The sequence below is a fragment of the Streptomyces sp. NPDC002896 genome, from assembly GCF_040295225.1.
Taxonomy (GTDB): Bacteria; Actinomycetota; Actinomycetes; order Streptomycetales; family Streptomycetaceae; genus Streptomyces.
On record NZ_JBEOVA010000010.1, the window covers coordinates 314,430 to 339,102 of the forward strand.

The 24,673-nt window shown below is 70.8% G+C and carries 20 protein-coding genes; 4 read left to right on the top strand and 16 right to left on the bottom strand.

Going from position 1 to position 24,673, the window contains the following annotated elements; all coding sequences use genetic code 11:
- Window positions 1-395: 395 nt before the first annotated feature.
- The 16 genes from ABT009_RS21090 to rsmH all read right to left on the bottom strand — a co-directional run bounded on the left by ABT009_RS21090 (window position 396) and on the right by rsmH (window position 18,297).
- Complete coding sequence (locus ABT009_RS21090; protein WP_351296764.1) at window positions 396-1,490, bottom strand: DivIVA domain-containing protein; 1,095 nt, start codon at window positions 1,488-1,490, stop codon at window positions 396-398.
- A 46-nt stretch (window positions 1,491-1,536) separates the two neighbouring features.
- Window positions 1,537-1,821 (bottom strand): YggT family protein, encoded by a 285-nt coding sequence (locus ABT009_RS21095; RefSeq protein ID WP_351296767.1) that lies wholly within the window; start codon window positions 1,819-1,821, stop codon window positions 1,537-1,539.
- 48 nt (window positions 1,822-1,869) lie between these two features.
- The gene (locus ABT009_RS21100) at window positions 1,870-2,490 is read right to left on the bottom strand and encodes a cell division protein SepF (protein WP_351296770.1); all 621 of its coding nucleotides are present in this window, start codon (window positions 2,488-2,490) and stop codon (window positions 1,870-1,872) included.
- 137 nt (window positions 2,491-2,627) lie between these two features.
- Window positions 2,628-3,347 (bottom strand): YggS family pyridoxal phosphate-dependent enzyme, encoded by a 720-nt coding sequence (locus tag ABT009_RS21105; protein WP_351296773.1) that lies wholly within the window; start codon window positions 3,345-3,347, stop codon window positions 2,628-2,630.
- A 6-nt stretch (window positions 3,348-3,353) separates the two neighbouring features.
- A complete protein-coding gene (gene pgeF, locus ABT009_RS21110) occupies window positions 3,354-4,091 on the bottom strand; it encodes a peptidoglycan editing factor PgeF (RefSeq protein WP_351296776.1) in 738 nt (245 codons plus the stop codon).
- A gap of 18 nt (window positions 4,092-4,109) precedes the next feature.
- Window positions 4,110-5,303 (bottom strand): cell division protein FtsZ, encoded by a 1,194-nt coding sequence (gene ftsZ / locus ABT009_RS21115; protein ID WP_351296779.1) that lies wholly within the window; start codon window positions 5,301-5,303, stop codon window positions 4,110-4,112.
- Between the two features lie 277 nt (window positions 5,304-5,580).
- On the bottom strand, window positions 5,581-6,381 hold the full coding sequence (locus tag ABT009_RS21120) for a cell division protein FtsQ/DivIB (protein WP_351296782.1): 801 nt from the start codon (window positions 6,379-6,381) through the stop codon (window positions 5,581-5,583).
- Window positions 6,382-6,415: 34 nt separating this feature from the next.
- Window positions 6,416-7,504, bottom strand: a complete 1,089-nt coding sequence (gene murG / locus ABT009_RS21125; protein ID WP_351296784.1) for an undecaprenyldiphospho-muramoylpentapeptide beta-N-acetylglucosaminyltransferase — start codon at window positions 7,502-7,504, stop codon at window positions 6,416-6,418.
- A 6-nt stretch (window positions 7,505-7,510) separates the two neighbouring features.
- Window positions 7,511-8,869: a putative lipid II flippase FtsW gene (ftsW, locus tag ABT009_RS21130; RefSeq protein WP_351296787.1), complete on the bottom strand. Its 1,359-nt coding sequence runs from the start codon at window positions 8,867-8,869 to the stop codon at window positions 7,511-7,513.
- A 197-nt stretch (window positions 8,870-9,066) separates the two neighbouring features.
- Window positions 9,067-10,494, bottom strand: a complete 1,428-nt coding sequence (murD, locus tag ABT009_RS21135) for a UDP-N-acetylmuramoyl-L-alanine--D-glutamate ligase (protein ID WP_351296790.1) — start codon at window positions 10,492-10,494, stop codon at window positions 9,067-9,069.
- Entirely contained in the window at window positions 10,476-11,546 is a 1,071-nt protein-coding gene (gene mraY, locus ABT009_RS21140; protein WP_351297073.1) for a phospho-N-acetylmuramoyl-pentapeptide-transferase, read from the bottom strand. Before mraY ends, murD begins: the two co-directional genes overlap by 19 nt.
- The gene (locus ABT009_RS21145; protein WP_351296793.1) at window positions 11,546-12,976 is read right to left on the bottom strand and encodes a UDP-N-acetylmuramoyl-tripeptide--D-alanyl-D-alanine ligase; all 1,431 of its coding nucleotides are present in this window, start codon (window positions 12,974-12,976) and stop codon (window positions 11,546-11,548) included. Before ABT009_RS21145 ends, mraY begins: the two co-directional genes overlap by 1 nt.
- 4 nt (window positions 12,977-12,980) lie before the next feature.
- A complete protein-coding gene (locus ABT009_RS21150; protein WP_502989930.1) occupies window positions 12,981-14,636 on the bottom strand; it encodes a UDP-N-acetylmuramoyl-L-alanyl-D-glutamate--2,6-diaminopimelate ligase in 1,656 nt (551 codons plus the stop codon).
- 19 nt (window positions 14,637-14,655) lie between these two features.
- A complete protein-coding gene (locus ABT009_RS21155) occupies window positions 14,656-16,629 on the bottom strand; it encodes a peptidoglycan D,D-transpeptidase FtsI family protein (protein ID WP_351296799.1) in 1,974 nt (657 codons plus the stop codon).
- Between the two features lie 5 nt (window positions 16,630-16,634).
- Window positions 16,635-17,261 (bottom strand): cell division protein FtsL, encoded by a 627-nt coding sequence (ftsL, locus tag ABT009_RS21160; RefSeq protein ID WP_351296802.1) that lies wholly within the window; start codon window positions 17,259-17,261, stop codon window positions 16,635-16,637.
- 64 nt (window positions 17,262-17,325) lie between these two features.
- The gene (gene rsmH, locus ABT009_RS21165; RefSeq protein WP_351296805.1) at window positions 17,326-18,297 is read right to left on the bottom strand and encodes a 16S rRNA (cytosine(1402)-N(4))-methyltransferase RsmH; all 972 of its coding nucleotides are present in this window, start codon (window positions 18,295-18,297) and stop codon (window positions 17,326-17,328) included.
- A gap of 536 nt (window positions 18,298-18,833) precedes the next feature.
- Here rsmH and ABT009_RS21170 point away from each other — a divergent pair.
- The 4 genes from ABT009_RS21170 (at window position 18,834) to ABT009_RS21185 (ending at window position 24,503) form a co-directional block, all read left to right on the top strand.
- The gene (locus tag ABT009_RS21170) at window positions 18,834-19,382 is read left to right on the top strand and encodes a beta-class carbonic anhydrase (RefSeq protein WP_351296808.1); all 549 of its coding nucleotides are present in this window, start codon (window positions 18,834-18,836) and stop codon (window positions 19,380-19,382) included.
- A gap of 284 nt (window positions 19,383-19,666) precedes the next feature.
- Window positions 19,667-20,719, top strand: a complete 1,053-nt coding sequence (locus tag ABT009_RS21175) for an AAA family ATPase (RefSeq protein WP_351296811.1) — start codon at window positions 19,667-19,669, stop codon at window positions 20,717-20,719.
- Window positions 20,719-22,086, top strand: coding sequence for a DUF58 domain-containing protein (locus ABT009_RS21180; RefSeq protein ID WP_351296814.1), 1,368 nt, complete (start codon window positions 20,719-20,721; stop codon window positions 22,084-22,086). The genes ABT009_RS21175 and ABT009_RS21180 overlap by 1 nt, the downstream gene beginning before the upstream one ends.
- Window positions 22,083-24,503 carry a transglutaminase TgpA family protein gene (locus ABT009_RS21185; RefSeq protein WP_351296817.1) on the top strand — a complete coding sequence of 807 codons (2,421 nt, stop codon included), beginning with the start codon at window positions 22,083-22,085 and terminating at the stop codon, window positions 24,501-24,503. The genes ABT009_RS21180 and ABT009_RS21185 overlap by 4 nt, the downstream gene beginning before the upstream one ends.
- Window positions 24,504-24,673: the final 170 nt, after the last annotated feature.

Here is a 24,673-nt window from a genome sequence, read left to right on the forward strand (position 1 = left end):
CCGGCGGGCAACCGAAGGGCCCGGCCCCCAAAGAATCTTGGGCGCCGGGCCCTTCGGCGTTTTGTACCGTCGCACAGCTGCGCGCCGACTGCGCCGCCACGGCCATGGGCTGCCGCTCCGACCACCGTGGGCGGCGTCCCGCCGCACCGCTGAGGGCAGCCGCTCCACCGCTGTGGGCAGGCGTTCCGCAAGGCTGGGGGCAACTCCCAGCGGTAGCTGGGGGAGGGTGGGCACAGCCCCACGACGGCGGGCAACCGGAACGACACAGCTCAGTCCACGGCGGTACGGCGGAACGCCCGCCCACAGAGGTGCACAACAAAGGGCCGGGCCCCCGGAAATCCGGGGGCCCGGCCCTTTGAAGCGTTGCCGACGCCTATGGCGTGCTCACGCGCCCGTCAGTTGTCGTCCTCATCGATGAGGAACCCACGCATCGGCGAGGGAGCCTGCTGCATCGGCGAAGGCCCCTGCGGCCGCACCGGCGCCATCGGCTGCGTCATCGCGGGCGACATCTGCTGCTGACCGCCGTAGGAGGGCGCAGCCGGAGACGGGTTGCCACCCATCGTCTGGTTGCCGCCGTACGACGGGGCGCTCGCGCCGGCCGGTGCCATCGAGGGCGCCGGGGACGGCGGCAGAGAGGCCGTCGCCGGGGTCCGCGGCGGGGCCAGCGAGTCGTCGGCCTGGGTCTCCAGCTGACGCAGCTGCGACTCCAGGTAGGACTTCAGACGCGTGCGGTACTCCCGCTCGAAGCCGCGCAGGTCCTCGACCTTGCGCTCCAGCGTCGCGCGAGCGGACTCGAGGGAGCCCATCGCCACGCGGTGCTTCTCCTGAGCGTCCCGCTCAAGGGCGTCCGCCTTGGCGCGGGCGTCGCGCTCGAGGCCCTCGGCGCGGCTGCGCGCCTCGCCGACGATCTTGTTGGCCTCGGAACGGGCCTCCGCGATCGCCTGGTCGGCGGTCTGCTGCGCAAGGGACAGGACGCGCGCGGCGCTGTCGCCGCCGGGGCCCTGACCGGGCTGCGGCAGCTGCGGGCCGTGACCGCCCATGGGGCCGCCCATCGGGCCACCCATCTGCCCCTGCATCGGACCCTGGCCCATCGGACCGGGACCACCGGGGCCGGGGCCGTGGCCACCCGGACCGGCGGGCAGCTGCGGTGCGCCGCTGGGCAGCTGGGGCGGGCCGCCCATCTGGTGCTGCTGGTGCTGCGGGTGCTGCTGCTGCGACGGCACCGGCGGTCCAGATATGGCAGCGGGTACCGGAGCGCCGGGACGATCCTGCTGCTCAGGCGGTTTCCGCATCGCCTGCTGCTGGCTCTGGGCGGCGGCCCGGGTGGCCGCGGCGAGCTTGGCGCGCAGGTCCTCGTTCTCGCGGAGCAGACGGGTCAGCTCGGCTTCGACCTCGTCGAGGAAGGCATCGACCTCGTCCTCGTCATAGCCTTCTCGGAGGCGGACGGTCGTGAACTGCTTGTTCCGCACGTCCTCGGGGGTCAACGGCATCTCTTCACCTCAACGTAGTCGTCGGCATTCGGCAAGACCGTATCGTTCACAGCCGGCTCACGATGGAGATCAGGATGTAGACGATGATCATCAGGACGAAGAAGGACAGGTCGAGCGCCACGCCCCCGAGACGCAGCGGCGGAATGAACCGCCGCAGAAGCTTCAGCGGTGGATCGGTGACAGTGTAGGTGGCCTCCAGAACGACCACCATCGCCTTGCCGGGTTGCCACGAGCGGGCGAACTGGAAGACGTAGTCCATGACCAACCGGAAAATCAGCACGATGAGGAAACACATCAGCGCGATGTGAAGCACATCCAAGACCACGCTCATGACCGTGCTTCCCTCTCCCCTGTTCCGTGCCTTGTGCCGGCCTGCGTCTCAGCTCTGGTTGAAGAACCCGCCCTCTGCGATACGGGCCTTGTCCTCCGCCGTGACATCGACGTTAGCAGGCGACAACAAGAACACCTTCTGCGTCACGCGCTCGATACTGCCATGAAGACCGAAGACCAGACCCGCGGCAAAGTCGACAAGTCGCTTCGCGTCCGTATCGTCCATCTCCGTCAGATTCATGATCACCGGGGTGCCCTCACGGAAGTGTTCCCCGATGGTACGGGCCTCGTTGTAGGTCCGCGGGTGCAGAGTGGTGATGCGGTAGGGCTCCCTCTCGGACACAACCTTGGGCATGATCACCGGCGCGTTCTTCTCCAGGCTCTGACGTTCAGGTGTGATGGATGACACGGGGGCAATTCGTGCTGGACGTCCGGTTTCTGCCGGAATCGCCAGCGGTTCCCGTTGTGCCGGAGGCTGCACTACTCGTACAGGTTCTTCCCTTTGGGGCTGATGCGACTGGTGCGACGGCTCATGCCGCCGACGGTCGCGCTCGGGCTCCGGGTCCAGTTCGGGCTCGAAGTCGTCGTCAGGGTCAAAGCCCCGGCCGTCGTACCCATCGTCCTCCACGAGGCCGAGGTAGACCGCCATCTTGCGCATCGCGCCGGCCATGCTCTGAATCCTCCGCTCTGTGGTGGATCGGCGTGGTGGATCGGCTGACGCCAACCAAGTGCCCGCGATCCACGGGTCCGCCCCGCTATCGGCGGGAATGACCATATTTTCTGCTGTGGTCCGACTTCTTGGCGACGTTACCCGAGCCTGGGTCGGACTCCGAGTACCGCGGTACCGACGCGCACATGTGTCGCCCCTGCAGCCACGGCCTGTTCGAGGTCCGCACTCATCCCTGCTGACACCATGTTCGCAGCAGGATGGTTCCGGCGCACGAGGGTTGCCAATTCCATCAGCCGGTCGAAGGCGGCCCGTTGACGACCGGCGTACGGTCCGGTGAGCGGGGCGACCGTCATCAGACCGTCGAGGCGCAGTCCGGGCGCGCCCGCGACGAGGTCGGCCAACTCTTCGATTCCGTCCGGCCCCACGCCACCCCGCGCCCCCCGGCCGCTCTCGTCCGCGTCGAGCGCGACCTGGATGAGGCAGCCGACCTCACGCCCCGCCCGTACGGCCTCCTTCGAGAGCGCGGTGACGAGCCGGGAACGGTCGACGGACTGCACTACACCGGCATAACCGACCACAGAACGGACCTTGTTGGTCTGCAACTGACCGACAAAGTGCCATGTAAGCGGCAGATCCGAGCATGCGGCGGCCTTCGGTGCGGCGTCCTGGTCGCGGTTCTCGGCCACGTGCCGCGCACCGAGTTCCGACAGGATCCGCACATCGCTCGCCGGATAGGTCTTGGTGACCACGATCAGGGTCACTTCTTCGCGCTTGCGGCCCGCCGCCGCGCACGCCGCGTCGATACGCGCCTCGACTTTCGCCAGATTCGCGGCGAGTTGAGCCCTACGGTCAGTCATGCCCCATCAGTCCAGCCAGACATAGCCCGCGAGCCGCCCGGTGGTGCGGTCGCGACGGTACGAGAAGTGGTCGCCCGACTCGAGCGTGCACACCGGCGCCTGCTCCCGGTCGCGCACCCCGAGCCGTTCGAGCTGTGCATGCACACCGGCGGCCACGTCGACCGCGGGAGTGCCCCAACTCGTCTCGGCGTACGCCGCCGGTTCGACGGCCGCGACCTCGGCGCGCATCGCGTCGGGCACTTCGTAGCAGCGCCCGCAGACCGCGGGGCCGGTGCGGGCGGTGATGCGGTCCGGCTCGGCGCCGAGCTTCACCATCGCCTCGACTGCGGCGGGGACGACCCCGGCCACCATGCCCGGGCGTCCGGCGTGGGCGGCGGCCGCGATTCCGGCGACCGGGTCGGCCAGCAGGACCGGGACGCAGTCCGCGGTAAGGACGGCGAGTGCGAGACCGCGCCGGGAGGTGACGATCGCGTCGACGGCGGGAATCGCTGGATTTGCAGCGGTACCCCACGGCCCTTCGATCACGGCGACGTCGGCGCCGTGCACCTGGTTCATCCACACCACACCAGCAGGATCGAGCCCGAGCGACTTGGCCGCCAGTTCCCGGTTGGTGCGTACGGCCTCGGGGTCGTCTCCGACCGCTCCGCCGAGATTGAGCTCCTCGTACGGAGCGGCGCTCACCCCGCCCCACCGGTCGGTGAAGGCGAAGTGGGCGCCGCCCACGATGTCGTGCTGTCCTATCACTTCAGCGTGTCCGGTCCGTCACTTCAGGAAGTCCGGTACGTCCAGCTCCTCGGCGGCGCTGTCCGAGTACGTCCGGGACGGCGGCACCGGCGGCGGCAGCTCGCTGGTCGGGACCGGCTCGGGCTCCACGGAGGCGCTGTCCTCGCGGGGGGTGACGCTGCCGAGTCCGCCGAAAGCCGGGCGGGTCTCGGCGGGGCGGGCCGGCGCAGGCTCGTCGCGCTTGGCGGAGGACGATCCGAGGACGTTGTCCCGCTTGGACGGAGGCTGGCCGCCGTCGAACCCGGCGGCGATCACGGTCACCCGGACCTCGTCGCCGAGGGCGTCGTCGATGACCGCACCGAAGATGATGTTGGCCTCGGGGTGGGCGGCCTCGCTCACCAGCTGGGCGGCCTCGTTGATCTCGAAGAGGCCGAGGTCCGAGCCGCCGGAGATGGAGAGCAGCACGCCGCGGGCGCCGTCGATGGACGCCTCGAGCAGCGGCGAGGAGATGGCCATCTCGGCCGCGGCCACCGCGCGGTCGTCGCCGCGGGCCGAGCCGATGCCCATGAGCGCCGAACCGGCCTCGGACATCACGGACTTGACGTCGGCGAAGTCGAGGTTGATCAGGCCCGGCGTGGTGATGAGGTCGGTGATGCCCTGGACACCGGAGAGCAGCACCTGGTCCGCGGACTTGAACGCGTCCAGCACGCTGACCTGGCGGTCCGAGATGGACAGCAGCCGGTCGTTGGGGATGACGATGAGGGTGTCGACCTCTTCGCGGAGTTCGGCGATGCCGTCCTCCGCCTGGTTGGCGCGGCGGCGGCCCTCGAAGGTGAACGGGCGCGTGACGACGCCGATAGTGAGGGCGCCGAGGGAGCGAGCGATGTTGGCCACGACGGGTGCGCCGCCGGTGCCGGTGCCGCCACCTTCGCCGGCGGTGACGAAGACCATGTCGGCCCCCTTGAGGACCTCCTCGATCTCCTCGCGGTGGTCCTCTGCGGCCTTGCGGCCGACGGCCGGGTTGGCTCCGGCGCCGAGTCCGCGGGTGAGTTCCCGGCCGACGTCGAGCTTGACGTCGGCGTCGCTCATCAACAGAGCTTGCGCGTCGGTGTTGATGGCGATGAACTCGACGCCCTTGAGACCGACCTCGATCATCCGGTTGATGGCATTGACACCACCGCCGCCGACACCGATGACTTTGATGACTGCGAGGTAGTTCTGCGGTGCTGCCACGTCGAAGGCCTCTCGCCTCGAGTTACGTGTCGCCGCCTCGCGAAGTGCTGCGATCCGACGACTGATGCCGAATGGGACGGTCCGAACGCCGACCCGAACCCTAAACCTGAAGTTTAGGGTTACCAGTGTGCCTGTTTCCTGGACTCTTCCGAACAGGACACTAAGTCGACAAGTGGCGCACGTTCAACGAACACGCCGAACCTCCCGTTTTTCTTTTCACCCTATGTGATCACCCATAGCGATGAACAACCAGGGTGCTGGCCTGCGACGACGCCCGTCAACTCCCTGACACCGCGGGGGCCGTGGGAACGCTGACGTCGAAGTCCCGCGCGCCCGGGGCTGCTTTCATCAGGGCGGAGAGTGTGGCAGCCTTCGCGCGACCCCTCTCGCTACTGCCCCAGGCGACGGTACGATCGCCAGTCAACTCCAGCGAGATGGAGTCGTAGGTACGGACCTTGACGACGCGGGTGTCGCGGGCCACCGCGGCCGGCAGATCACCGGCGACCCGTACCGCTTCCCGCACCAGACGGTCCGGTCCGAAGCGCTGTCTGCTCGCCGACTGATCCGCCGTCAATTCCAGCATCGGGATGCCCTTCGGGGCGTTGCCGACGGTAGCGAAACGGACTCCTTCGGCGTCCACTTCGATGAAGTTTTCGCCCTTTTTAATAAGAAGTACCGGCTTACGTTCGGTCACTTTGAGTGCGATTCCATGCGGCCAGGATCGGACGACATCAACCGAGTCAATTCGGGGCAATTTCCGGCGCAACCGATCCTCAATGGCATCGGTGTCGACTGAAATCAACGGCGAACCGACCGGAACACCGGCTGCTTCGCGCACCTCTCCGGGCGTCAGCACCTGTGTGCCCGAGGTCGTGACCCTCTCCACGCGCAGCCACTGCGAGCCGTAGAGCACCCAGACGGCCCCCGCACCCAGCAGGGCGACGACGGCGAGCAGCAGGATCAGAACACGGAGGCGTCGCACCCGGAGCCGCGGTCGGCCGCCGGGTCCGGGCGGCCGGGGCGGGCCGGACGCCGGCGGCTGCTTTTCACCGTGCTCGGCGGTCGTAGCTCCGGCCACACTCCCCTGCCTTCTGTCACATATGCGCAGTGCCCTAGTGGCGCGAGGCGATCGCCTCGTACACCATGCCGACCAGCAACTCGTCGGCGTCCCGGCGGCCGAACTCGGCGGCGGCGCGGGACATCTCGTACAGCCGGTGCGGGTCCGCCAGCACTGGCAGGACGTTGCCCTGCACCCACTCGGGTGTGAGCTCGGCGTCGTCGACGAGGAGCCCGCCGCCCGCCTTGACCACCGGCTGGGCGTTCAGCCGCTGCTCTCCGTTGCCGATGGGCAGCGGTACGTATGCGGCCGGAAGCCCGACGGCGGACAGTTCGGCGACGGTCATCGCGCCCGCGCGGCAGAGCATCATGTCGGCCGCGGCGTACGCGAGGTCCATCCGGTCCACGTACGGTACCGGGATATAGGGCGGCATTCCCGGCATGTTGTCGACGTGCGGCATTTCGTTCTTCGGGCCGACCACGTGGAGGATCTGGATGCCGGACTGCTGAAGGTACGGGGCGACGCGCTGGACGACCTCGTTGAGGCGGCGGGCGCCCTGCGAGCCGCCGGAGACGAGCAGCGTCGGCAGGTTCGGGTCGAGCCCGAAGGCGGCGCGGGCCTCGGGCCGCATGGCGGCGCGGTCGAGGGTGGCGATGGAGCGCCGCAGCGGGATGCCGACATACCTGGCATTGCGCAGCTTGCTGTCCGGGGTGGAGACGGCGACCTGGGCGGCGTACCGGGAGCCGATCTTGTTGGCCAGGCCCGGCCGGGCGTTGGCCTCGTGCACCACGATCGGCACGCCGAGCCGCTTGGCCGCCAGGTAGCCGGGCAGCGCCACATAGCCGCCGAAGCCGACGACCGCGTCGGCCTTGGTGCGCTCCAGGATCTGCTCCGCCGCCTTGATCGTGCCGCGCAACCGTCCGGGGACGGTGATCAACTCGGGCGTGGGCTTGCGGGGCAGCGGGACGGCGGGGATCAGCGCGAGTTCGTAACCCCGCTCCGGGACGAGACGGGTCTCGAGTCCACGCTCCGTGCCGAGGGCCGTGATCCCCACGGTCGGGTCCTGCCTGCGCAGGGCGTCCGCGAGGGCGAGCGCGGGCTCGATGTGGCCGGCGGTCCCCCCACCGGCGAGTACGACATGCACCGAAATTCACCGCTCTCCGGACGGACGCGCCGTGGCGCGCCGTCGCATCGTGTTCCATCTCCGAGGCCCCCGACCACTCTCGGAGCCTCTCACCGCAGCCCGCTTTCTACCAAAGACAGGTTGCCGCATCGCAAGCGCCGCCCGTGCAGCGGGTTCCTCGCGTGCGAAGGCGATCAGCAGCCCGACGGCGAACATGGTCGGCAGCAGGGCGGACCCACCGTAGGAGAACAGCGGGAGCGGGACTCCGGCGATCGGCAGCAGGCCGAGCACCGCACCGACGTTGACCACGGCCTGGGCCGTGATCCAGGTGGTCACGCCTCCCGCGGCGTACCTCACGAAGGGGTCCTCCGTGCGTCCGGCCACGCGGATACCCGCATAGCCTAGAGCCGCGAAGAGTGCGATCACCGACAGCGTCCCCGCGAGGCCGAGTTCCTCCCCGGTGACAGCGAAGATGAAGTCGGTGTGCGCTTCGGGTAGTTGACCCCATTTTTCCACACTCGCACCGAGGCCGGAACCGAAGAGTCCGCCGGAGGCCAGGGCATAGATGCCGTGCACGGCCTGCCAGCACTGGTCGCCGGGTCCCGGTTCGGTCGCGCCGATGCAGGCGAGCCGGGCCATACGGTTGGGGCTGGTCCTGATGAGGATCAGCCCGATCACGGCGGCGATGCCGAGGACTCCCGCGAAGAGCCGGGTCGGCGCCCCGGCCAGCCACAGCAGCCCGAAGAGGATCGCGGTGAGGATGATCGCCGTGCCCATGTCGCCGCCGAGCATGATCAGCCCGAGCAGCAGGAACGCCACCGGAACCAGCGGCACCAGCATGTGCTTCCACTGGGTCAGCAGCCGCTTGTCCTGTTTGCGGGCGAGCAGATCGGCCGCCCACAGCACGAGCGCGAGCTTGCCGAACTCACTGGGCTGCAGCTGGAAGGGCCCACCCAGGGAGATCCAGTTCTGGTTGCCGTTGACCGCCATCCCTATCCCCGGAATCTGCACGAGGACCATCAGGAAGACCGACCCGGCGAGCATCGGATACGCCAGTGCGCGATGCAGCTTGACGGGCATCCGCGCGGCGATCAGCAGCAGCAGCCCACCGATCATGGCGGCGACGAACTGCTTCCGGAAGAAGTACGACGCGGGCAGCGACAACTGCAGCGCCTTGATCATCGAAGCCGAGTAGACCATCACTAGCCCGAGCACGGTGATCAGCAGACTGCTGCCGAGGATCACGTAGTACGCGGTGAGAGGTCGATCCCAGGCACGGCGGGCCTGAGTGTGAAGCCGGCGGAGGGGGTTCTCACGCGGGGGGCGGGGAGGGGCGGGGCGTACGGGGGCCCGCTTGGCAGGGGCACGACCAGCACTACCGGGCATCGGCAGCACCCCCGCCCGCACCGCTGCGGGAGGGCGTCCCCCTGGGGGTCCCCCCAGGCCCTTCAGGCACTGGGGGAGGGACAGGCCGGCACAGCGCCGTGCCACCAGCGGACACCCGCCAACGAAACCTCAGCCACGACGCACCCACGCGACCCTCCCGGGGATTTCCGGGGCACCCGCGAACCACGGGGCCCCGTTCAGGCGCCTACGGCGCCAAGGGCGCGAACCGCCTCCGCGAACGCCTCACCGCGCTTGTTGTAGTTGGTGAACATATCCATCGACGCACAGGCCGGCGCCATCAGCACCGTGTCCCCCGGCACGGCGAGCCGCGCCGCCTCCCGTACCGCCGCGGACATCGCCCCAGTGTCCGTCCGGTCGAGGTCCACCACCGGCACCTCGGGCGCGTGTCGCGCGAGCGCCTCGCGGATCAGGGCGCGGTCCTTGCCGATCAGTACGGCACCCCGCAGCCGCTTCGCCGACTTGGCGACCAGCTCGTCGAAGGTCGCGCCCTTGGCGAGCCCGCCCGCGATCCACACGATCGACTCGTACGCGGCCAACGAGGCTTCCGCGGCATGGGTGTTGGTGGCCTTGGAGTCGTCGATGTAGGCGACGCCGTCGACGTCGGCGACGTGCGCGATGCGGTGCGCGTCGGGCCGGAAGGCCCGCAGGCCGTCCCGTACGGCGGCCGGCTCGACGCCGAAGGCGCGCGCCAGGGCGGCGGCGGCCAGCGCGTTGGCGATGTTGTGGGGGGCCGGCGGGTTGACGTCGGAGATCTGGGCGAGCTCCTGGGCCTGCTTCTGCCGGTTTTCGACGAAGGCGCGGTCGACCAAAATGTCGTCCACGACGCCGAGTTGGGACGGTCCTGGCGTGCCGAGCGTGAAACCGATCGCCCGGCAGCCCTCCTCGACGTCGGCCTCGCGCACCAGGTCCTCGGTGGCCTTGTCGGCGACGTTGTAGACGCAGGCGACGCGATTGCCCTCGTAGATGCGGCCCTTGTCGGCGGCGTACGCCTCCATGGAGCCGTGCCAGTCGAGGTGGTCGGGGGCGAGGTTCAGCACGGCCGCGGAGTGGGCGCGCAGCGAGGGGGCCCAGTGCAGCTGGTAGCTGGAGAGCTCGACCGCGAGCACGTCGTACTTCTCGTCGCCGAGGACGGCGTCCAGCAGGGAGACACCGATGTTGCCGACGGCGGCCGTGCGCAGCCCGGCGGCCGTCAGGATGGACGCGAGCATCTGGACGGTCGTGGTCTTGCCATTGGTGCCGGTGACCGCGAGCCAGGGAGCGGCGTCGGGGCCGCGGAGGCGCCAGGCCAGCTCGACGTCGCCCCAGACGGGCACGCCCGCCTCGGCGGCCGCGGCGAACAGCGGCTTGTCCGGCTTCCAGCCGGGCGCCGTGACGATGAGCTCCGTACCCTCCGGCAGGGTCGCCCCGTCACCGAGCCGGACCGCGATGCCCTCGGCTTCCAGCTCTGCGGCCTGCGCCCGCGAACGCTCGTCGTCGCCGTCATTGACGACCGTGACGACCGCGCCCAGGCCACGCAGGACCCGGGCCGCCGGGACGCCGGAGACGCCGAGCCCGGCGACGGTGACGTGCTTGCCCTGCCAGTCGGTCACTTGTCGGCCGCCCATCCCGCGTAGAAGATGCCCAGTCCGACGATCACGCAGATGCCCTGGATGATCCAGAAACGGACCACCACGAGGACCTCGGACCACCCCTTGAGCTCGAAGTGGTGCTGGAGCGGGGCCATCCGGAAGACGCGCTTGCCGGTCAGGCGGAACGAGCCTACCTGGATGACGACCGACATGGTGATCAGGACGAAGAGGCCGCCGAGCAGCGCGAGCAGCAACTCGGTGCGGGAGCAGATCGCCAGGCCGGCGAGCGCGCCGCCGAGGGCCAGCGAACCGGTGTCGCCCATGAAGATCTTGGCGGGTGACGTGTTCCACCACAGGAAGCCGAGGCAGGCGCCCATCAGCGCGGATGCGACCACGGCGAGGTCGAGTGGATCTCGTACCTCATAGCAGGCGGCCGGGTTGGTCAGGGTCGTCGCGTTGGCGCAGGACTCCTGGAACTGCCAGACGCCGATAAAGGTGTAGGCGCCGAAGACGAGCACGGAGGCGCCGGTGGCGAGACCGTCGAGACCGTCGGTCAGGTTCACGCCGTTCGACATCGCGAGGATCATGAACAGCGCCCAGATGACGAACAGCACCGGGCCGATGGTCCAGCCGAAGTCCTGGACGAAGGAGAGCTTGGTGGAGGCCGGGGTGTTACCGCGGTTGTCGGCGAACTGGAGCGCGAGGACCGCGAAGGCGATGCCGACGGTCAGCTGGCCGGCCATCTTCGCCTTGGCCCTGAGGCCCAGCGAACGCCGCTTGACGATCTTGATGTAGTCGTCCAGGAAGCCGACCAGGCCCATGCCGCCCATCAGGCCGAGCACCAGCAGACCCGAGAAGGTCGGCGAGTAGCCCGTGATCATCTTGGACAGGAAGTACGCGGCGATCGTCGCCAGGATGAAGGCGATGCCGCCCATGGTCGGCGTACCGCGCTTGCTGTGGTGCTCTTTCGGGCCGTCGTCGCGGATGTACTGGCCGTAGCCCTTGCGGGCGAGCAGCTTGATCAGCAGCGGGGTGCCGATCAGCGTCAGGAAGAGCCCGATGACTCCCGCGAACAGGATCTGCTTCATCATCGGGCGGCAACCTCACCCTCTGCGGCGGCCGTGTCCTGTTCGAGCAGCGCCATTGCAACCCGCTCCAGGCCCACCGACCTGGAGGCCTTCACGAGTACGACATCGCCCGGGCGCAGCTCGCTGCGCAGCAGGTCGACGGCCGCCTGTGCGTCGGACACGTGCACCGACTCCTCACCCCACGAACCCTCGTTGTATGCGCCCATCTGCAGCCAGGCGGCTTCCCTGCCCCCGACCGCGACGAGCTTGCCCACGTTCAGCCGGACAGCGAGCCGTCCGACCGCGTCGTGTTCGGCGAGCGCCTCGTCACCGAGCTCGGCCATCTGACCGAGCACCGCCCACGTGCGGCCCCCCTTGGCCCGTGCGGCCTCGCCCATCGCGGCGAGTGCGCGCAGAGCGGCCCGCATGGACTCGGGATTCGCGTTGTAGGCGTCGTTGACAACCGTCACGCCGTCCGGGCGCTCGGTGACCTCCATCCGCCAGCGGGAGAGGGAGCCCGCCTCGGAGAGCGCGAGGGCGATCTCTTCCGCGGACATGCCCAGCTCATGGGCGACGGCGGCCGCGGCGAGCGCGTTCGACACGTGGTGCTCACCGTACAGGCGCATGGTCACGTCACTGCACCCGGAGGGTGTGAGAAGCCTGAACGAGGGTTGGCCGGCCTCTGTGAGCCGGACGTTTTCGGCGCGTACGTCCGCGTCGTCCGACTCTCCGAAGAGGATCACTCGAGCTTTCGTACGCGAGGCCATCGCGCGTACGAGGTGGTCGTCGGCGTTGAGGACGGCCGCGCCGTCCTCGGGGAGTGCCTCGACGAGCTCGCCCTTGGCTTCGGCGATCTGCTCGCGGCCGCCGAACTCGCCGATGTGGGCGGTGCCGACGTTGAGCACGACGCCGATCTTCGGCGGGGTCAGGCCCGTGAGGTAGCGGATGTGGCCGATGCCGCGGGCGCCCATCTCCAGGACGAGGAAGCGGGTCTCCTCGGTGGCGCTGAGCGCGGTGAGCGGCAGCCCGATCTCGTTGTTGAGGGAGCCGGGCGTGAAGACCGTGGGGGCCTTGCTCCGGAGCACCTGGGCGATGAGGTCCTTGGTGCTGGTCTTGCCCGCCGAGCCGGTGAGGGCGACGAGGGTCGCGCCGAGCCGCTGGACCACGGCGCGGGCGAGGGCGCCCAGCGCGCTCTGCACGTCGTCGACGACGATGGCCGGGACGCCGACCGGTCGGGACGCCAGCACGGCGGCCGCGCCCGCCGCGACCACGTCGGCGGCGAAGTCGTGGCCGTCGACGCGCTCGCCGGCGAAGGCGACGAAGAGGCTGCCGGGCTCCACCTCGCGGGAGTCCCGGACGACCGGTCCGGTGACGGTCACGGACGGATCCGGTATGTCGTGGGTCTGCCCGCCGACGATTTCGGCGATCTCGGCGAGGGAGAGGGCGATCACAACTTCATCCCTGGGTGTTCTGGATAGCTTCGCGAAGCACCTGGCGGTCGTCGAAGGGACGTACCACGCCGGCGATGTCCTGGCCCTGCTCGTGGCCCTTGCCGGCCACCAGCACGGTGTCGCCGGGCCGCGCCAGGGCGACGACGGCGACGATGGCGGCGGCCCGGTCCTCGAAGACCTGGACCTCGCCTCGTTCGTGGGCCGGCACCTCGGCGGCGCCGGCGAGCATGGTGGCCAGGATGGCCAGGGGGTCCTCGGAGCGGGGGTTGTCGGAGGTCAGTACGGCGGTGTCGGCGAGGCGCGCCGCGGCCGCGCCCATCGGCGCGCGCTTGGTCTTGTCCCGGTCGCCGCCACAGCCGAGGACTACGTGCAGCCTGCCCTGGGTGATCTTGCGTAGGGCGCGCAGAACCGACTCGACGGCGTCGGTCTTGTGGGCGTAATCCACGACCGCGAGGTAGGGCTGGCCGACGTCGACGCGCTCGAGGCGGCCGGGGACGCCCGGCACGGAGGCGACGCCGTTCGCCGCGCCCTGCGGGTCGAGTCCGGCGACAGCGAGGGCGACGATCGCGGCGAGCGTATTGGCTACGTTGAACGGGCCCGGCAGCGGCGACTTCGCGGTGATGCGCTCGCCGCGGGGGCCGACGGCGGTGAAGTGGGAGTCCATGGGCCCCACCACGACGTCCTCGGCGCGCCAGTCCGCGTCGGGGTGGCCTTCGGCGGAGAAGGTGACGACCGGTACGGACGCCTCCTTGGCCAGCCTGCGGCCGTATTCGTCGTCGACGTTGACGACGCCCTGTTTGCTGCGTTTCGGCGTGAACAGCTGTGCTTTCGCCCGGAAGTAGTCCTCCATATCGGAGTGGAACTCCATGTGCTCCGGGCTGAGGTTGGTGAAGACCGCGACGTCGAAGACGCAGCCGTCTACCCGGCCCAGGACCAGCGCATGGCTGGAGACCTCCATGGCGAGCGACTGCACACCGCGCTCGCGCATCACGGCGAACAGCGCCTGCAGGTCGGTGGCCTCGGGCGTGGTGCGCTCGGACTTGATGCGCTCCTCCCCGATGCGTGTCTCGACCGTGCCGATGAGCCCGGGCGTCCCGTCGGCGACGGCGAGGCCGCCCCGGATCAGATACGCGGTGGTGGTCTTGCCCGACGTACCGGTGATGCCGATCTGCAGCAGGTCGCGGCCCGGGTGTCCGTAGACCGTCGCCGCCAGCTCGCCCATGCGGCCGCGGGGGTCGTCGACGACGAGGACCGGCAGGCCGGTGGCGGCGGCGCGGTCCGCGCCCGTCGGGTCGGTGAGGATCGCCACGGCGCCGAGGCCTGCGGCCTGCGCGGCGTAGTCGGCCCCGTGGAGGCGGGCGCCGGGCAGCGCGGCGTAGAGGTCGCCCGGGCGCACCGCGCGGGAGTCGTGCGTGATGCCACTGACCTCCGCGGCGCCGGGGACGGTGACCCCCAGCTGATCGGCGAGCTCCGCGAGCGGGGTGGCGGAGGCCTGGACCGGTCGTGGCGGCCCCGGATATGTCACAGGAGCGCCCTTCTGGGTGTTTTGGTACTGATCAGCATGTGGCACGGCGGTGAGCGTACCGGGCGTAGCCCCGCTGGAGCTAAATGAGGTCGGTGGGCTGGAGTGGTTCCCGGAGTCGGGGGTGATGGTTCTCACGGGCGGTTCCTGGTCGCTCTCAGGGCTTGAACTCGACGGGCAGCCGGGCCGGCTCCGCTCCGGTGGGCGGCACCTGGAGCGTCTTCAGCGCGAACTCCATCACCGTCTTGTAGATGGGTCCGCAGATCTGGCCGCCGAAATAGCTGCCCTTCGTGGCGTTCTGGATGGCGCAGTAGACGGTGACGCGCGGCTTGTCGGCGGGCGCGAAGCCGGCGAACGACGAGGTGTAGCCGCTGTACTTGCCGGTGGCGGGGTCGACGCGGTTGGCGGTTCCGGTCTTGCCCGCGACCCGGTAGCCGGGGATGCGGGCCTTGACGCCGGTGCCCTGCTCGTCGTCGACGACCGACTCGAGCATCTGCGACAGCGTCTTCGCGGTCTTCTCGCTGATGACCCGGGCCTTCTTGGGCTTGACCGCGGGGGTGAAGCGCCCGTCGGGTCCCGTGGTGCCGCGCACCAGCGTGGGCTCGACGCGTACGCCGCCGTTGGCGATGGTCGAGTAGACGGAGGCGGCCTGCATCGCGTTGATCGAGACGCCCTGGCCGAAGGGGATCGTGTACTGCTGCGACGTCGACCAGGTGTCGGGCGGAGCCAGGATGCCCGCCGTCTCGCCCGGGAAACCGAGCCCGGTGGCGCCGCCGATGCCGAACTTGCGCAGGTACGAGTAGAGGACCTGGTTGGCCTCGGCCTGCGTCTTGCCGAGCTGTCCCGCGGCGAGAATGGTGCCGATGTTGCTGGACTTGGCGAGGACGCCGTTGAGCGTCAGATACCAGGTCGGGTGGTCCACGTCGTCCTGGAACAGCCGGTCACCGCGGTGCAGTCGGTTCGGGACCGTCACATGGGTGTCGGGGGTTGCGACGTTCTCCTCCAGCACGGCGGCCATGGACATGACCTTGGCGGTGGAACCCGGCTCGTAGGCGTCCTCGAGCGCGAAGTTGTGCATGTCCGCCGAAGTGGCCTGCGAGAGGTCGTTCGGGTCGAAGCCAGGGGCGTTGGCCATGGCGAGGATCTCGCCGGTCCTGGTGTCCTGCACGATCACATAGCCGCGGTCCGCCTTGGACTTCTTCACCTGCTCGGCGATGGCGTTCTGCGCGGCCCACTGGATGTCCCGGTCGATGGTGAGCTCGACCTGGGAACCGGGCACGGCGGGCACCTCGCTGGTGCCGGCGGTGGGCACCTGGCGGCCGCCCGACTGGGCATACGTGATCTTGCCGTTCTCGCCGGACAGGTCCTTGTCGAGCTGCTTCTCCACGCCGCCCGCGCCCTTGCCTTCGGCGTTGACCCAGCCCAGTATCCCGGCGGCGAGATCGCCGTTCGGGTAGACGCGCTTGCTGCTCGGGTCCTGGAAGACGCCCGCGAGGACGTTGACGGTCTTGCCGTCCTTCTGCGCCTCCGTCTGGAGCGCGTTCTTCAGGTCCTTGATCTGCTTCCAGACCTGGGGGGTCTGCCGGGCGGCCAGCCGGACGTAGCGGGTGTTCGGGGTCCGAAGCTTCGCGGCGATGTCGGCCTGGTCCTTGTCGAGGATCGGCGCGAGCAGCGCGGCCGCCTGCTCGGGCGCGTCCGCGATCTTCGCCTGCTTCTGCGTGAACATCGTGGGGTCGGCCGTGATGTCGTACGCGTCCACGCTGGCCGCCAGCTCGACGCCGTTGCGGTCCGTGATCCCGCCGCGCTCGGCGGTCAGGGTGTGGCTGAGGTACCGGTTCTTCTCGGCCTTGGCGGCGTACGCGCTCGCGTCGACGGCCTGCACCTGGAGCAGCCGCACGACGAAGGCCAGCATGACGAGGGTGAGCCCGAGGCTGACCATGCGCAGCCGGGGACGTGGGCTGCCGAGGCGGATGGTGCGGGGACCGGTCGCGCGGGGGCGGGGCCTCGGTGCGCCCGAGCGGTACTGGCGGGCGGCGGAGCGTGCTCCGGGGCCCGGGCGCCGTGCGGTGCCGGGGCGCGCGGGCCTGGCGGGTCCTGGCACCCGGCGCCGCGTGGGTTCCCTGTCCGTCATGTCCGTCACCTGCCGGAGGCCGTGGGCTTCGGGGACGGCGCGGGGGCCGGGGCCGTACCGGCGAGGGGGGTCCTGGAGGGGGTGGCCGCAAGAGGGGTCCTGGACGGGGTGGCCGAGGGCTTGGCCGTAGCCGCGGAAGAGGCGGTTCCGGAGGGCTTGGCCGATGCCGACCCGGACGGTGTCGCCGAGGCGGCGGGTGACGGCGGCACCGTGTTGCCCGCCACCGCCTCCGGCGGGGTCGCAGCCGGCAGGCGCCAGCCGGACGGGGTGGCGGCCGACCCCGGCACGCCCTTGACGGTGCCGTCGGGGTTCAGGAACGCGGGGTCGCCGCCGGGCACCATGCCGAGCTCACGGGCGCGGCGCTGCAGGGCCTCGGGGGCCGAATAGGCGTCCACGTCCCGCTGGAGGGCCTGCTCCTCCTCGGTGAGGGATGTGGTCTCCTTCTTGAGGTCGTTCAGCCGGAACGACCCTTCGTTGAGCGCGGAGTTCAGCATCAGCAGCGTGATCAGCCCGCCGGCAAGCAGCACCACGACCAGCAGGACGAACGGGGTGCGCGCGGCCTGGCTGGGCCCCGCGGGCAGCAGCCGCGCGAGCCTGGCGGCCCTCCCCCTCAGCTCCTGTCTCCTGCTCATTCGCCCCTCCCCCGGCGTACGGATCCGCGTGCAGGCGGCCTCCGCGCCGTACCGCGGAAGCAACTCATTCAGCTTCCTCGCGGATGCGCTGCGCGCCGCGCAGCCGCGCCGGGGCGGCCCTCCGGTTCTGGGCGACCTCTTCCTCGGTGGGCAGTTCCGCGCCGCGCGTGAGCAGCTTGAGCCGCGGCTGGTAGCGCTCAGGCACCACGGGCAGGCCGGGCGGCGCGGTGATGGCGGCCCCGGCCGCGAACACCTGCTTGACCAGCCGGTCCTCCAGCGAGTGGTACGAGAGGACGGCGATACGGCCGCCGACGGCGAGGGCGCCCACAGCGGCGGGAATGGCCCGCTCCAGGACGGAGAGCTCGCCGTTGACCTCGATGCGCAGGGCCTGGAAAGTGCGCTTGGCGGGGTTGCCGCCGGTGCGCTTCGCGGCCTGCGGCAGGGCGTCGCGAATGAGCTCGACGAGCCGGGCGCTGTTGGTGAAAGGCTCCTTCTCGCGCTCGCGCACGATGGCGGAGACGATCCGCTTGGCCTGCTTCTCCTCGCCGTAACTGCGCAGGATCCGCACCAGTTCACCGGCGGGATAGGTGTTGAGGACCTCGGCCGCGCTCATGCCGGTCGACTGGTCCATCCGCATGTCGAGCGGGGCGTCCTGGGCGTAGGCGAAGCCGCGGTCCGCCTCGTCGAGCTGCATGGAGGAGACCCCGAGGTCGAACAGGACGCCCTGGACGCGCGGGATGCCGAGCCGGTCCAGTACGTCGGGCAGTTCGTCGTACACGGCGTGCACCAGCGTGGCCCGTTCGCCGTAGGGTGCGAGCCGCTCACCGGACAGGCGCAGCGCCTCCTTGTCCCGGTCGAGGCCGATCAGGCGCGCCGAGGGGAAGCGGGTCAGCAGCGCCTCGCTGTGCCCGCCGAGGCCGAGGGTGCAGTCGACGACGACGGGTTCGCCGTCGCCGGGCTGCTCGAGGGCCGGGGCCAGCAGGTCCAGACACCGCTGGAGCATCACCGGGACGTGCCGGGACTGGTTGGTGTTCATGCGTCGCTCCGCGCGGGCCGGCGGTCGTCGGAGGCGCCCCTTACTCTGGTTCGCTCGCTACGCTCGCTCACGGCGCGCCCTCTCAGGTCCGGCGCGGCCGCCGCACGCGCCGCCGGGTCCCCGCCCTCCCCCGGGCCGACGCAGGCAGGTGCCCCCGGAAGGGGAGCGGGCCGGCACCGGAAGGTGGCGTCAGCCGACCGGGAGCGGGAGGAGGCCGAGCCGCACGTACGCGCCGCGCACGCGGGGAGATGTCCGGTGGTGACCGGGCGTCTCCGGGATAAAAGTCCAGCAGGGAGAGCCTCTCGCCTCCCGCTTCGCGTCACTTTAGTCCACCCTGTCTCGCGGTCAATCAACCGGCCTGCGCGTCGCGAGCCGGGGCGCGGCGAGGACGTGGACGATCGCATGGATCGGGCGAAGTCACCCGCACGGCCGCACCGGGGCCGGACTTGTGGGGTAGGTCACAACAACGTTCATTGACCTTCTTTGTCGCCCCTCACATCGAGCCTGATCCACTCGTGACCAGTACCTTCATAGACATGACGACTTCTGCATCCGTACCCACAGAGCCCCAAGGCGCCATACGCGACGCCGGCACCGTCACGGACCGACTCGTCGAGGCGAACCAGACGTACGCCGCCGCCTTCACGGATCCGGGCATGGACGCGCGGCCCGTCCTGCACGTCGCCGTCGTCGCGTGCATGGACGCGCGGCTCGACCTGCACGCCGCGCTCGGCCTGGAGCTCGGCGACTGCCACACCATCCGCAATGCCGGCGGTGTCGTCACGGACGACGTGATCCGCTCCCTGACCATCAGCCAGCGCGCGCTCGGCACCCGCAGCGTCGTCCTGATCCACCACACCGGCTGCGGCCTGGAGAGCCTCACCGAGGACTTCCGGCACGAGCTGGAGATGGAGGTCGGCCAGCGTCCGGCCTGGGCGGTGGAGGCGTTCCGGGACGTCGACCAGGACGTCCGCCAGTCGATGCAGCGGGTGCGTACTTCGCCCTTCCTGCTGCACACCGACGACGTACGCGGATTCGTCTTCGACGTGCACACGGGTCTGCTGCGCGAGATCGACCCCGCCTGACCACTCTCACGACTGCACGCGCCTGACCCGCGGGTCGGGCGCGTCTGGCGCGTACATCGGCCGCGCGGGCCCCATAAACAGCCTCAAGCCCCGACATAACGCCGCCAGTTGTCCACAGTCGAGTGACACGAACCGGTAACGGCAACAAGAATGCCCTTGTGGCACCGCGCGGAACTTTTCGCGCGTGGTGTCCGTGTTTCGGGGTGGGCCGGTCCGCATCGCAGCGTCGGCCCTGGAATGGTCCCCTGCTCCAAGGAGCGCGGGAAAGGGCCGAGGAGGGCCGGGTGACGACCTATGACGATCGAGCGAGCCTCACAGATCTGACCACCACCGCGGAGCGTGTCCGCAAGTCGGTCGAGGCTGTGATCGAGGGCAAGCCCGAGGTCGTACGGCTTTCGCTGACCGTGCTGCTCGCCGAGGGGCATCTGCTCATCGAGGATGTGCCGGGCGTCGGCAAGACCATGCTGGCCAAGGCACTCGCGCGGTCCATCGACTGCTCGGTGCGCCGCATCCAGTTCACGCCCGACCTGCTGCCGTCGGACATCACCGGCGTGTCCATCTGGGACCAGCAGCGGCGGGACTTCGAGTTCAAGCCGGGCGCGATCTTCGCGCAGATCGTGATCGGCGACGAGATCAACCGCGCCTCGCCGAAGACGCAGTCGGCGCTGCTCGAGTCGATGGAGGAGCGCCAGGTCACCATCGACGGGCAGACGTACGAACTGCCGAGCCCCTTCATGGTGGTGGCCACGCAGAACCCGGTCGAGATGGAGGGCACCTACCCGCTGCCCGAGGCGCAGCGCGACCGCTTCATGGCCAGGGTGTCGATCGGCTATCCGAGCCCGGAGGCCGAGCTGCAGATGCTGGACGTGCACGGCGGCGTCTCGCCGCTCGACGACCTCCAGCCGGTGGCGCACGCGCACGAGATCGCGAAGCTCGTCGACGCGGTGCGCCAGGTGCACGTGGCGGAGGCGGTGCGGCGGTACGCCGTGGACCTGGTCGCGGCGACCCGCAACCACCCCGACCTCAGACTCGGCGCGTCGCCGCGAGCGACGCTGCATCTGCTGCGGGCGGCGAAGGCGGCCGCGGCGCTCAGCGGCCGCGAGTTCGCCCTGCCGGACGACGTGCAGGCGCTGGCCGTGGCGGTCCTGGCCCACCGCCTGCTGCCCACGGCCCAGGCCCAGCTGAACCGGCGCACGGCCGAGCAGGTCGTCCTCGAGATCCTGCAGCGCACTCCCGTGCCCGCCGCGGCGCCCCAGCCGGGCGCCGGCTTCGCCACCGGCCGTGGCCAGGGCTCCCCGGTCTACGGCCAGCAGCCGCCCGGCGCCCGGAGGCTGTGATGACGGCCGGGGGGCTGCCGGCGGCAGCACCCGACGAGGACGGAGACAAGGGCGGCCTGCGCACGGCCCTCGCCGGGCTGACCACGCGCGGGCGCTCGTTCCTGGCCGCGGGCGTCGCCGCCGCCATCTGCGCGTACGTACTCGGCCAGAGCGATCTGCTGCGGGTCGGTCTGCTGCTCGCCGTACTGCCGCTGGTCTGCACGTTCGTGCTCTACCGCACCCGCTACCGGGTCGCCGGCAATCGGCGGCTCTCCCCCGCGCGCGTGCCCGCGGGTTCCGAGGCCCGCGTCCATCTGCGGATGGACAACGTGTCCCGGCTGCCCACCGGTCTGCTGATGCTGCAGGACCGCGTGCCGTACGTGCTCGGGCCGCGGCCCCGCTTCGTACTGGACCGCGTTGAGGCGGGCGGCCGTCGCGAGGTGTCGTACCGCGTCCGCTCGGACCTGCGGGGCCGCTATCCGCTGGGCCCGCTCCAGCTGCGTCTGTCGGACCCGTTCGGGATGTGCGAGCTGACCCGCTCCTTCTCGACGTACGACACGCTGACCGTGATCCCGCGCGTGGAGCCGCTGCCGCCGGTGAAGCTGACCGGCGAGGCCAAGGGATACGGCGACGGGCGGCAGCGCGCACTCGCGCTGGCCGGCGAGGACGACGTCATCCCGCGTGGCTATCGCTACGGCGACGACCTGCGCCGGGTGCACTGGCGCTCCACCGCGCGGTACGGCGAGCTGATGGTGCGCCGCGAGGAGCAGCCGCGGCGGGCCCGCTGCACGGTGCTGCTCGACACCCGCGGCCTGGCCTTCCAGGGCGCGGGCCCCGACTCGGCCTTCGAGTGGGGGGTGTCCGGCGCCGCGTCCGTCCTTGTGCACATGCTCGAACGGGGCTTTTCGGTGCGGCTGCTGACGGACACCGGCAACTCGGTGCCCGGTGAGGGCTCGGACGGTTTCGCGGGCGCCGCCCAGGAGTCGGCGGACGCGGCCGGCCTGATGATGGACACCCTCGCGGTGATCGACCACTCGGACGGCGCGGGCCTCTCCCGGGCGTACGACGTGCTGCGCGGAGGAAACGAAGGGCTGCTGGTCGCCTTTCTCGGAGACCTGGACGAGGAGCAGGCGACGGTGGCCGCGAAGATGCGCCGGCGCAGCGGTGCCGCGATCGCCTTCGTCATGGACAGCGCGGCATGGGCCCCCGGCCCGGGCGGCACGCCGTCCGCCGGCCGCGGTAAGGACCGGCTGCGGCTGCTGCGCGAGGCGGGCTGGACCGCCCTGGCGGTGACGCCGGGCACGAGCGTCGCCGACCTGTGGCGCCAGGCGGACCAGCACCACGCCACGGCCGCGCCATCGGGGATCACGACAGGGGGATGGTCATGAGCGGGCAGGCGCGGCTGACGCTGTGTGCGACGGCGGCCACGCTGCTGGCCGCGTGTGCGCTGCTGCCGCTGGTGATTTCGTCGACGTGGATCGTGCAGGCCGCGATCCTGCTCGCGATCCAGGCCGCGGTGGGCGCGCTGGCCCGGCGGGTGCCGCTGGCCCGGCCGCTGACGGTGGCGGCCCAGGCCCTCGTGACGCTCCTGCTGCTGACCGTGGTCTTCGCGCGCGGGCACGCTGTCGCCGGTGTGCTGCCCGGCCCGGAGGTGTTCCGGGAGTTCGGCCTGCTGCTACAGGACGGCGCAGCGGACGTCGGGCAGTACTCGATACCGGCACCGCTGACGGACGGCATCCGGCTGATGATCGTCGGCGGCGTCCTGGTGATCGGCCTGGCGGTGGATGCACTCGCGGTGACGTTCCGCAGCGCGGCCCCGGCGGGTCTGCCGCTGCTGGCGCTGTACTCGGTCGCCGCCGGCCTGTCGGACGGCGGCGCAGGATGGGTGTGGTTCCTGCTGGCGGCCGCCGGCTATCTGATGCTGCTCCTGGCGGAGGGCCGGGACCGGCTCTCGCAGTGGGGCCGGATCTTCGGCGGTACGCCGCGCACGGGCCGGCTCCCCGGCGGCCCTGAGGGCCCGGGCGGCGGTGCGGTCTCACCGGTCCGCACGGGACGGCGCATCGGCGCCCTGGCCCTGGGCATCGCGCTCGTGGTGCCGCTCGCCCTGCCCGCCCTGGACGGCGGCCTGCTGGACAGCACCGGGGCCGGCGCCGGTACGGGGACGGGCGGCGGAGGCACGATCTCGGCGGTGAACCCGCTGGTGTCGCTACAGAACAGCCTTAACCAGCCCGAGGACCGCGAGGTCATGACGTACCGCACGAGCAGCGACGACACGCAGGACCTGTATCTGCGGATCGTCTCCCTCGACGAGTTCGACGGCACGGCGTGGAAGCCCTCCGTGCGGAGCATCGGGGCTGTGCCGGGCACGTTCCCGAACCCGCAGGGCCTCGGTGGCTCCGTCCGCAGGACCGAGATCAGGACGAACATCAAGGCGGCCGGCTGGTACGCGCAGGACTGGCTGCCGATGCCGTATCCGGCGAGCCAGGTGGACATCGAGGGCCGCTGGCGGTACGAGCCGGTGGGCCGCACGCTCGTCGGTGACCGCGGCCAGACCACGCGCGGCGCGGACTACGACGTGACGAGCCTGATAGTGCAGCCCACGGCCGAGCAGCTGGCCACGGCACCGGAGCCGCCGGCGGCCCTGAAGCGCGAGTTCACCAAGGTGCCGGACTCACTGCCTCCGGTGGTGGCGGCCACGGCCCTCCGGGTCACCCGGGGTGCGGCGAACGACTACGAGCGTGCGGTGAAGCTCCAGGACTGGTTCGCCTACGAGGGCGGCTTCACCTATGACACGCAGGTGCAGGCGGGCAGTGGTTCGGCCGCGATCGCGCGCTTCCTGCAGCAGAAGGAAGGCTTCTGCGTCCACTTCTCGTTCGCGATGGCGTCGATGGCGCGGACTTTGGGGATTCCGGCCCGGGTGGCGGTGGGCTTCACCCCCGGAACACCGGAGTCCGACGGCTCGATGTCGGTGGGCCTGCGGGATGCGCACGCCTGGCCGGAGCTGTACTTCGAGGGCGTGGGCTGGACCCGCTTCGAGCCGACCCCGAACCGCGGCACGGTGCCCGACTACACCCGCTCGGACACCCCGGCCGGCGACCCGAGCAACCCGGCGGCGACCCAGCCCAGCGCATCGACCGCACCGTCCGCGGAGCCCTCGGCCTCCGAGAGCTGCCCGGTGCAGGAGAGGAAGCAGGGCGGCTGCGCCAGCACGGCCCCGCAGGCGACGAACACCTCCGACGGCGGCGGCCCGCCGTGGGGCCTCATCGGGGGCCTAACCCTGGCGGTACTGGCCGTGCTCGCGGTGCCCCTGCTGCCGATGCTGTGGCGGCTGCGGATCCGTGCCGTCCGGCTGGGTTCGCCCGGCCGCACGGAGGCGGACGCCGCCACCCGGGCGCTCGCGGCATGGCTGGAAGCGACCGACACAGCGTGGGACCACGGCATCCCACCGGACGACTCCCAGACCCCGCGCACGGCGGCCGCCCGTATCGTGCGGCTCGGACAGCTCGATCCGGAGGCCGCGGAGTCGGTCCACCGGCTGGCGGCCGGGGTGGAGCAGGTCCTCTACGCACCGCGTCCGCAGCCCCCGGCGGGCCTCGCCGACGACGTACGACGCGTGACGGACGGCCTGAGTACCAAGGCGAGCAGAGCCAGGCGCCTCCGAGCGGTGTTCGCCCCGCGCTCAGCCGTCCGGGTGCTGTGGACTCTCTCCGACCGCTGGACGACGCTCCGAGCGGACTGGACCGAACGGTGGGCGGAGCACCGGCCGACAGTGCGGCGCGCACGCGCGTCCCGGCAGGAGGGCTGACCGCCACGTAAGACCCTGAAGGCCCGGAGAGCTTCCGAGCTCCGGGCCTTTAGGGCTGGCACACCGACCGCCCGTACGCCAAAGGGGTGCCCACCCGAAGGTGGTCACCCCTCACGTACGTCCGTCGTATCAAAACCGTCCGGCACCGGCCCGAAAGGGCAGATGCCGGA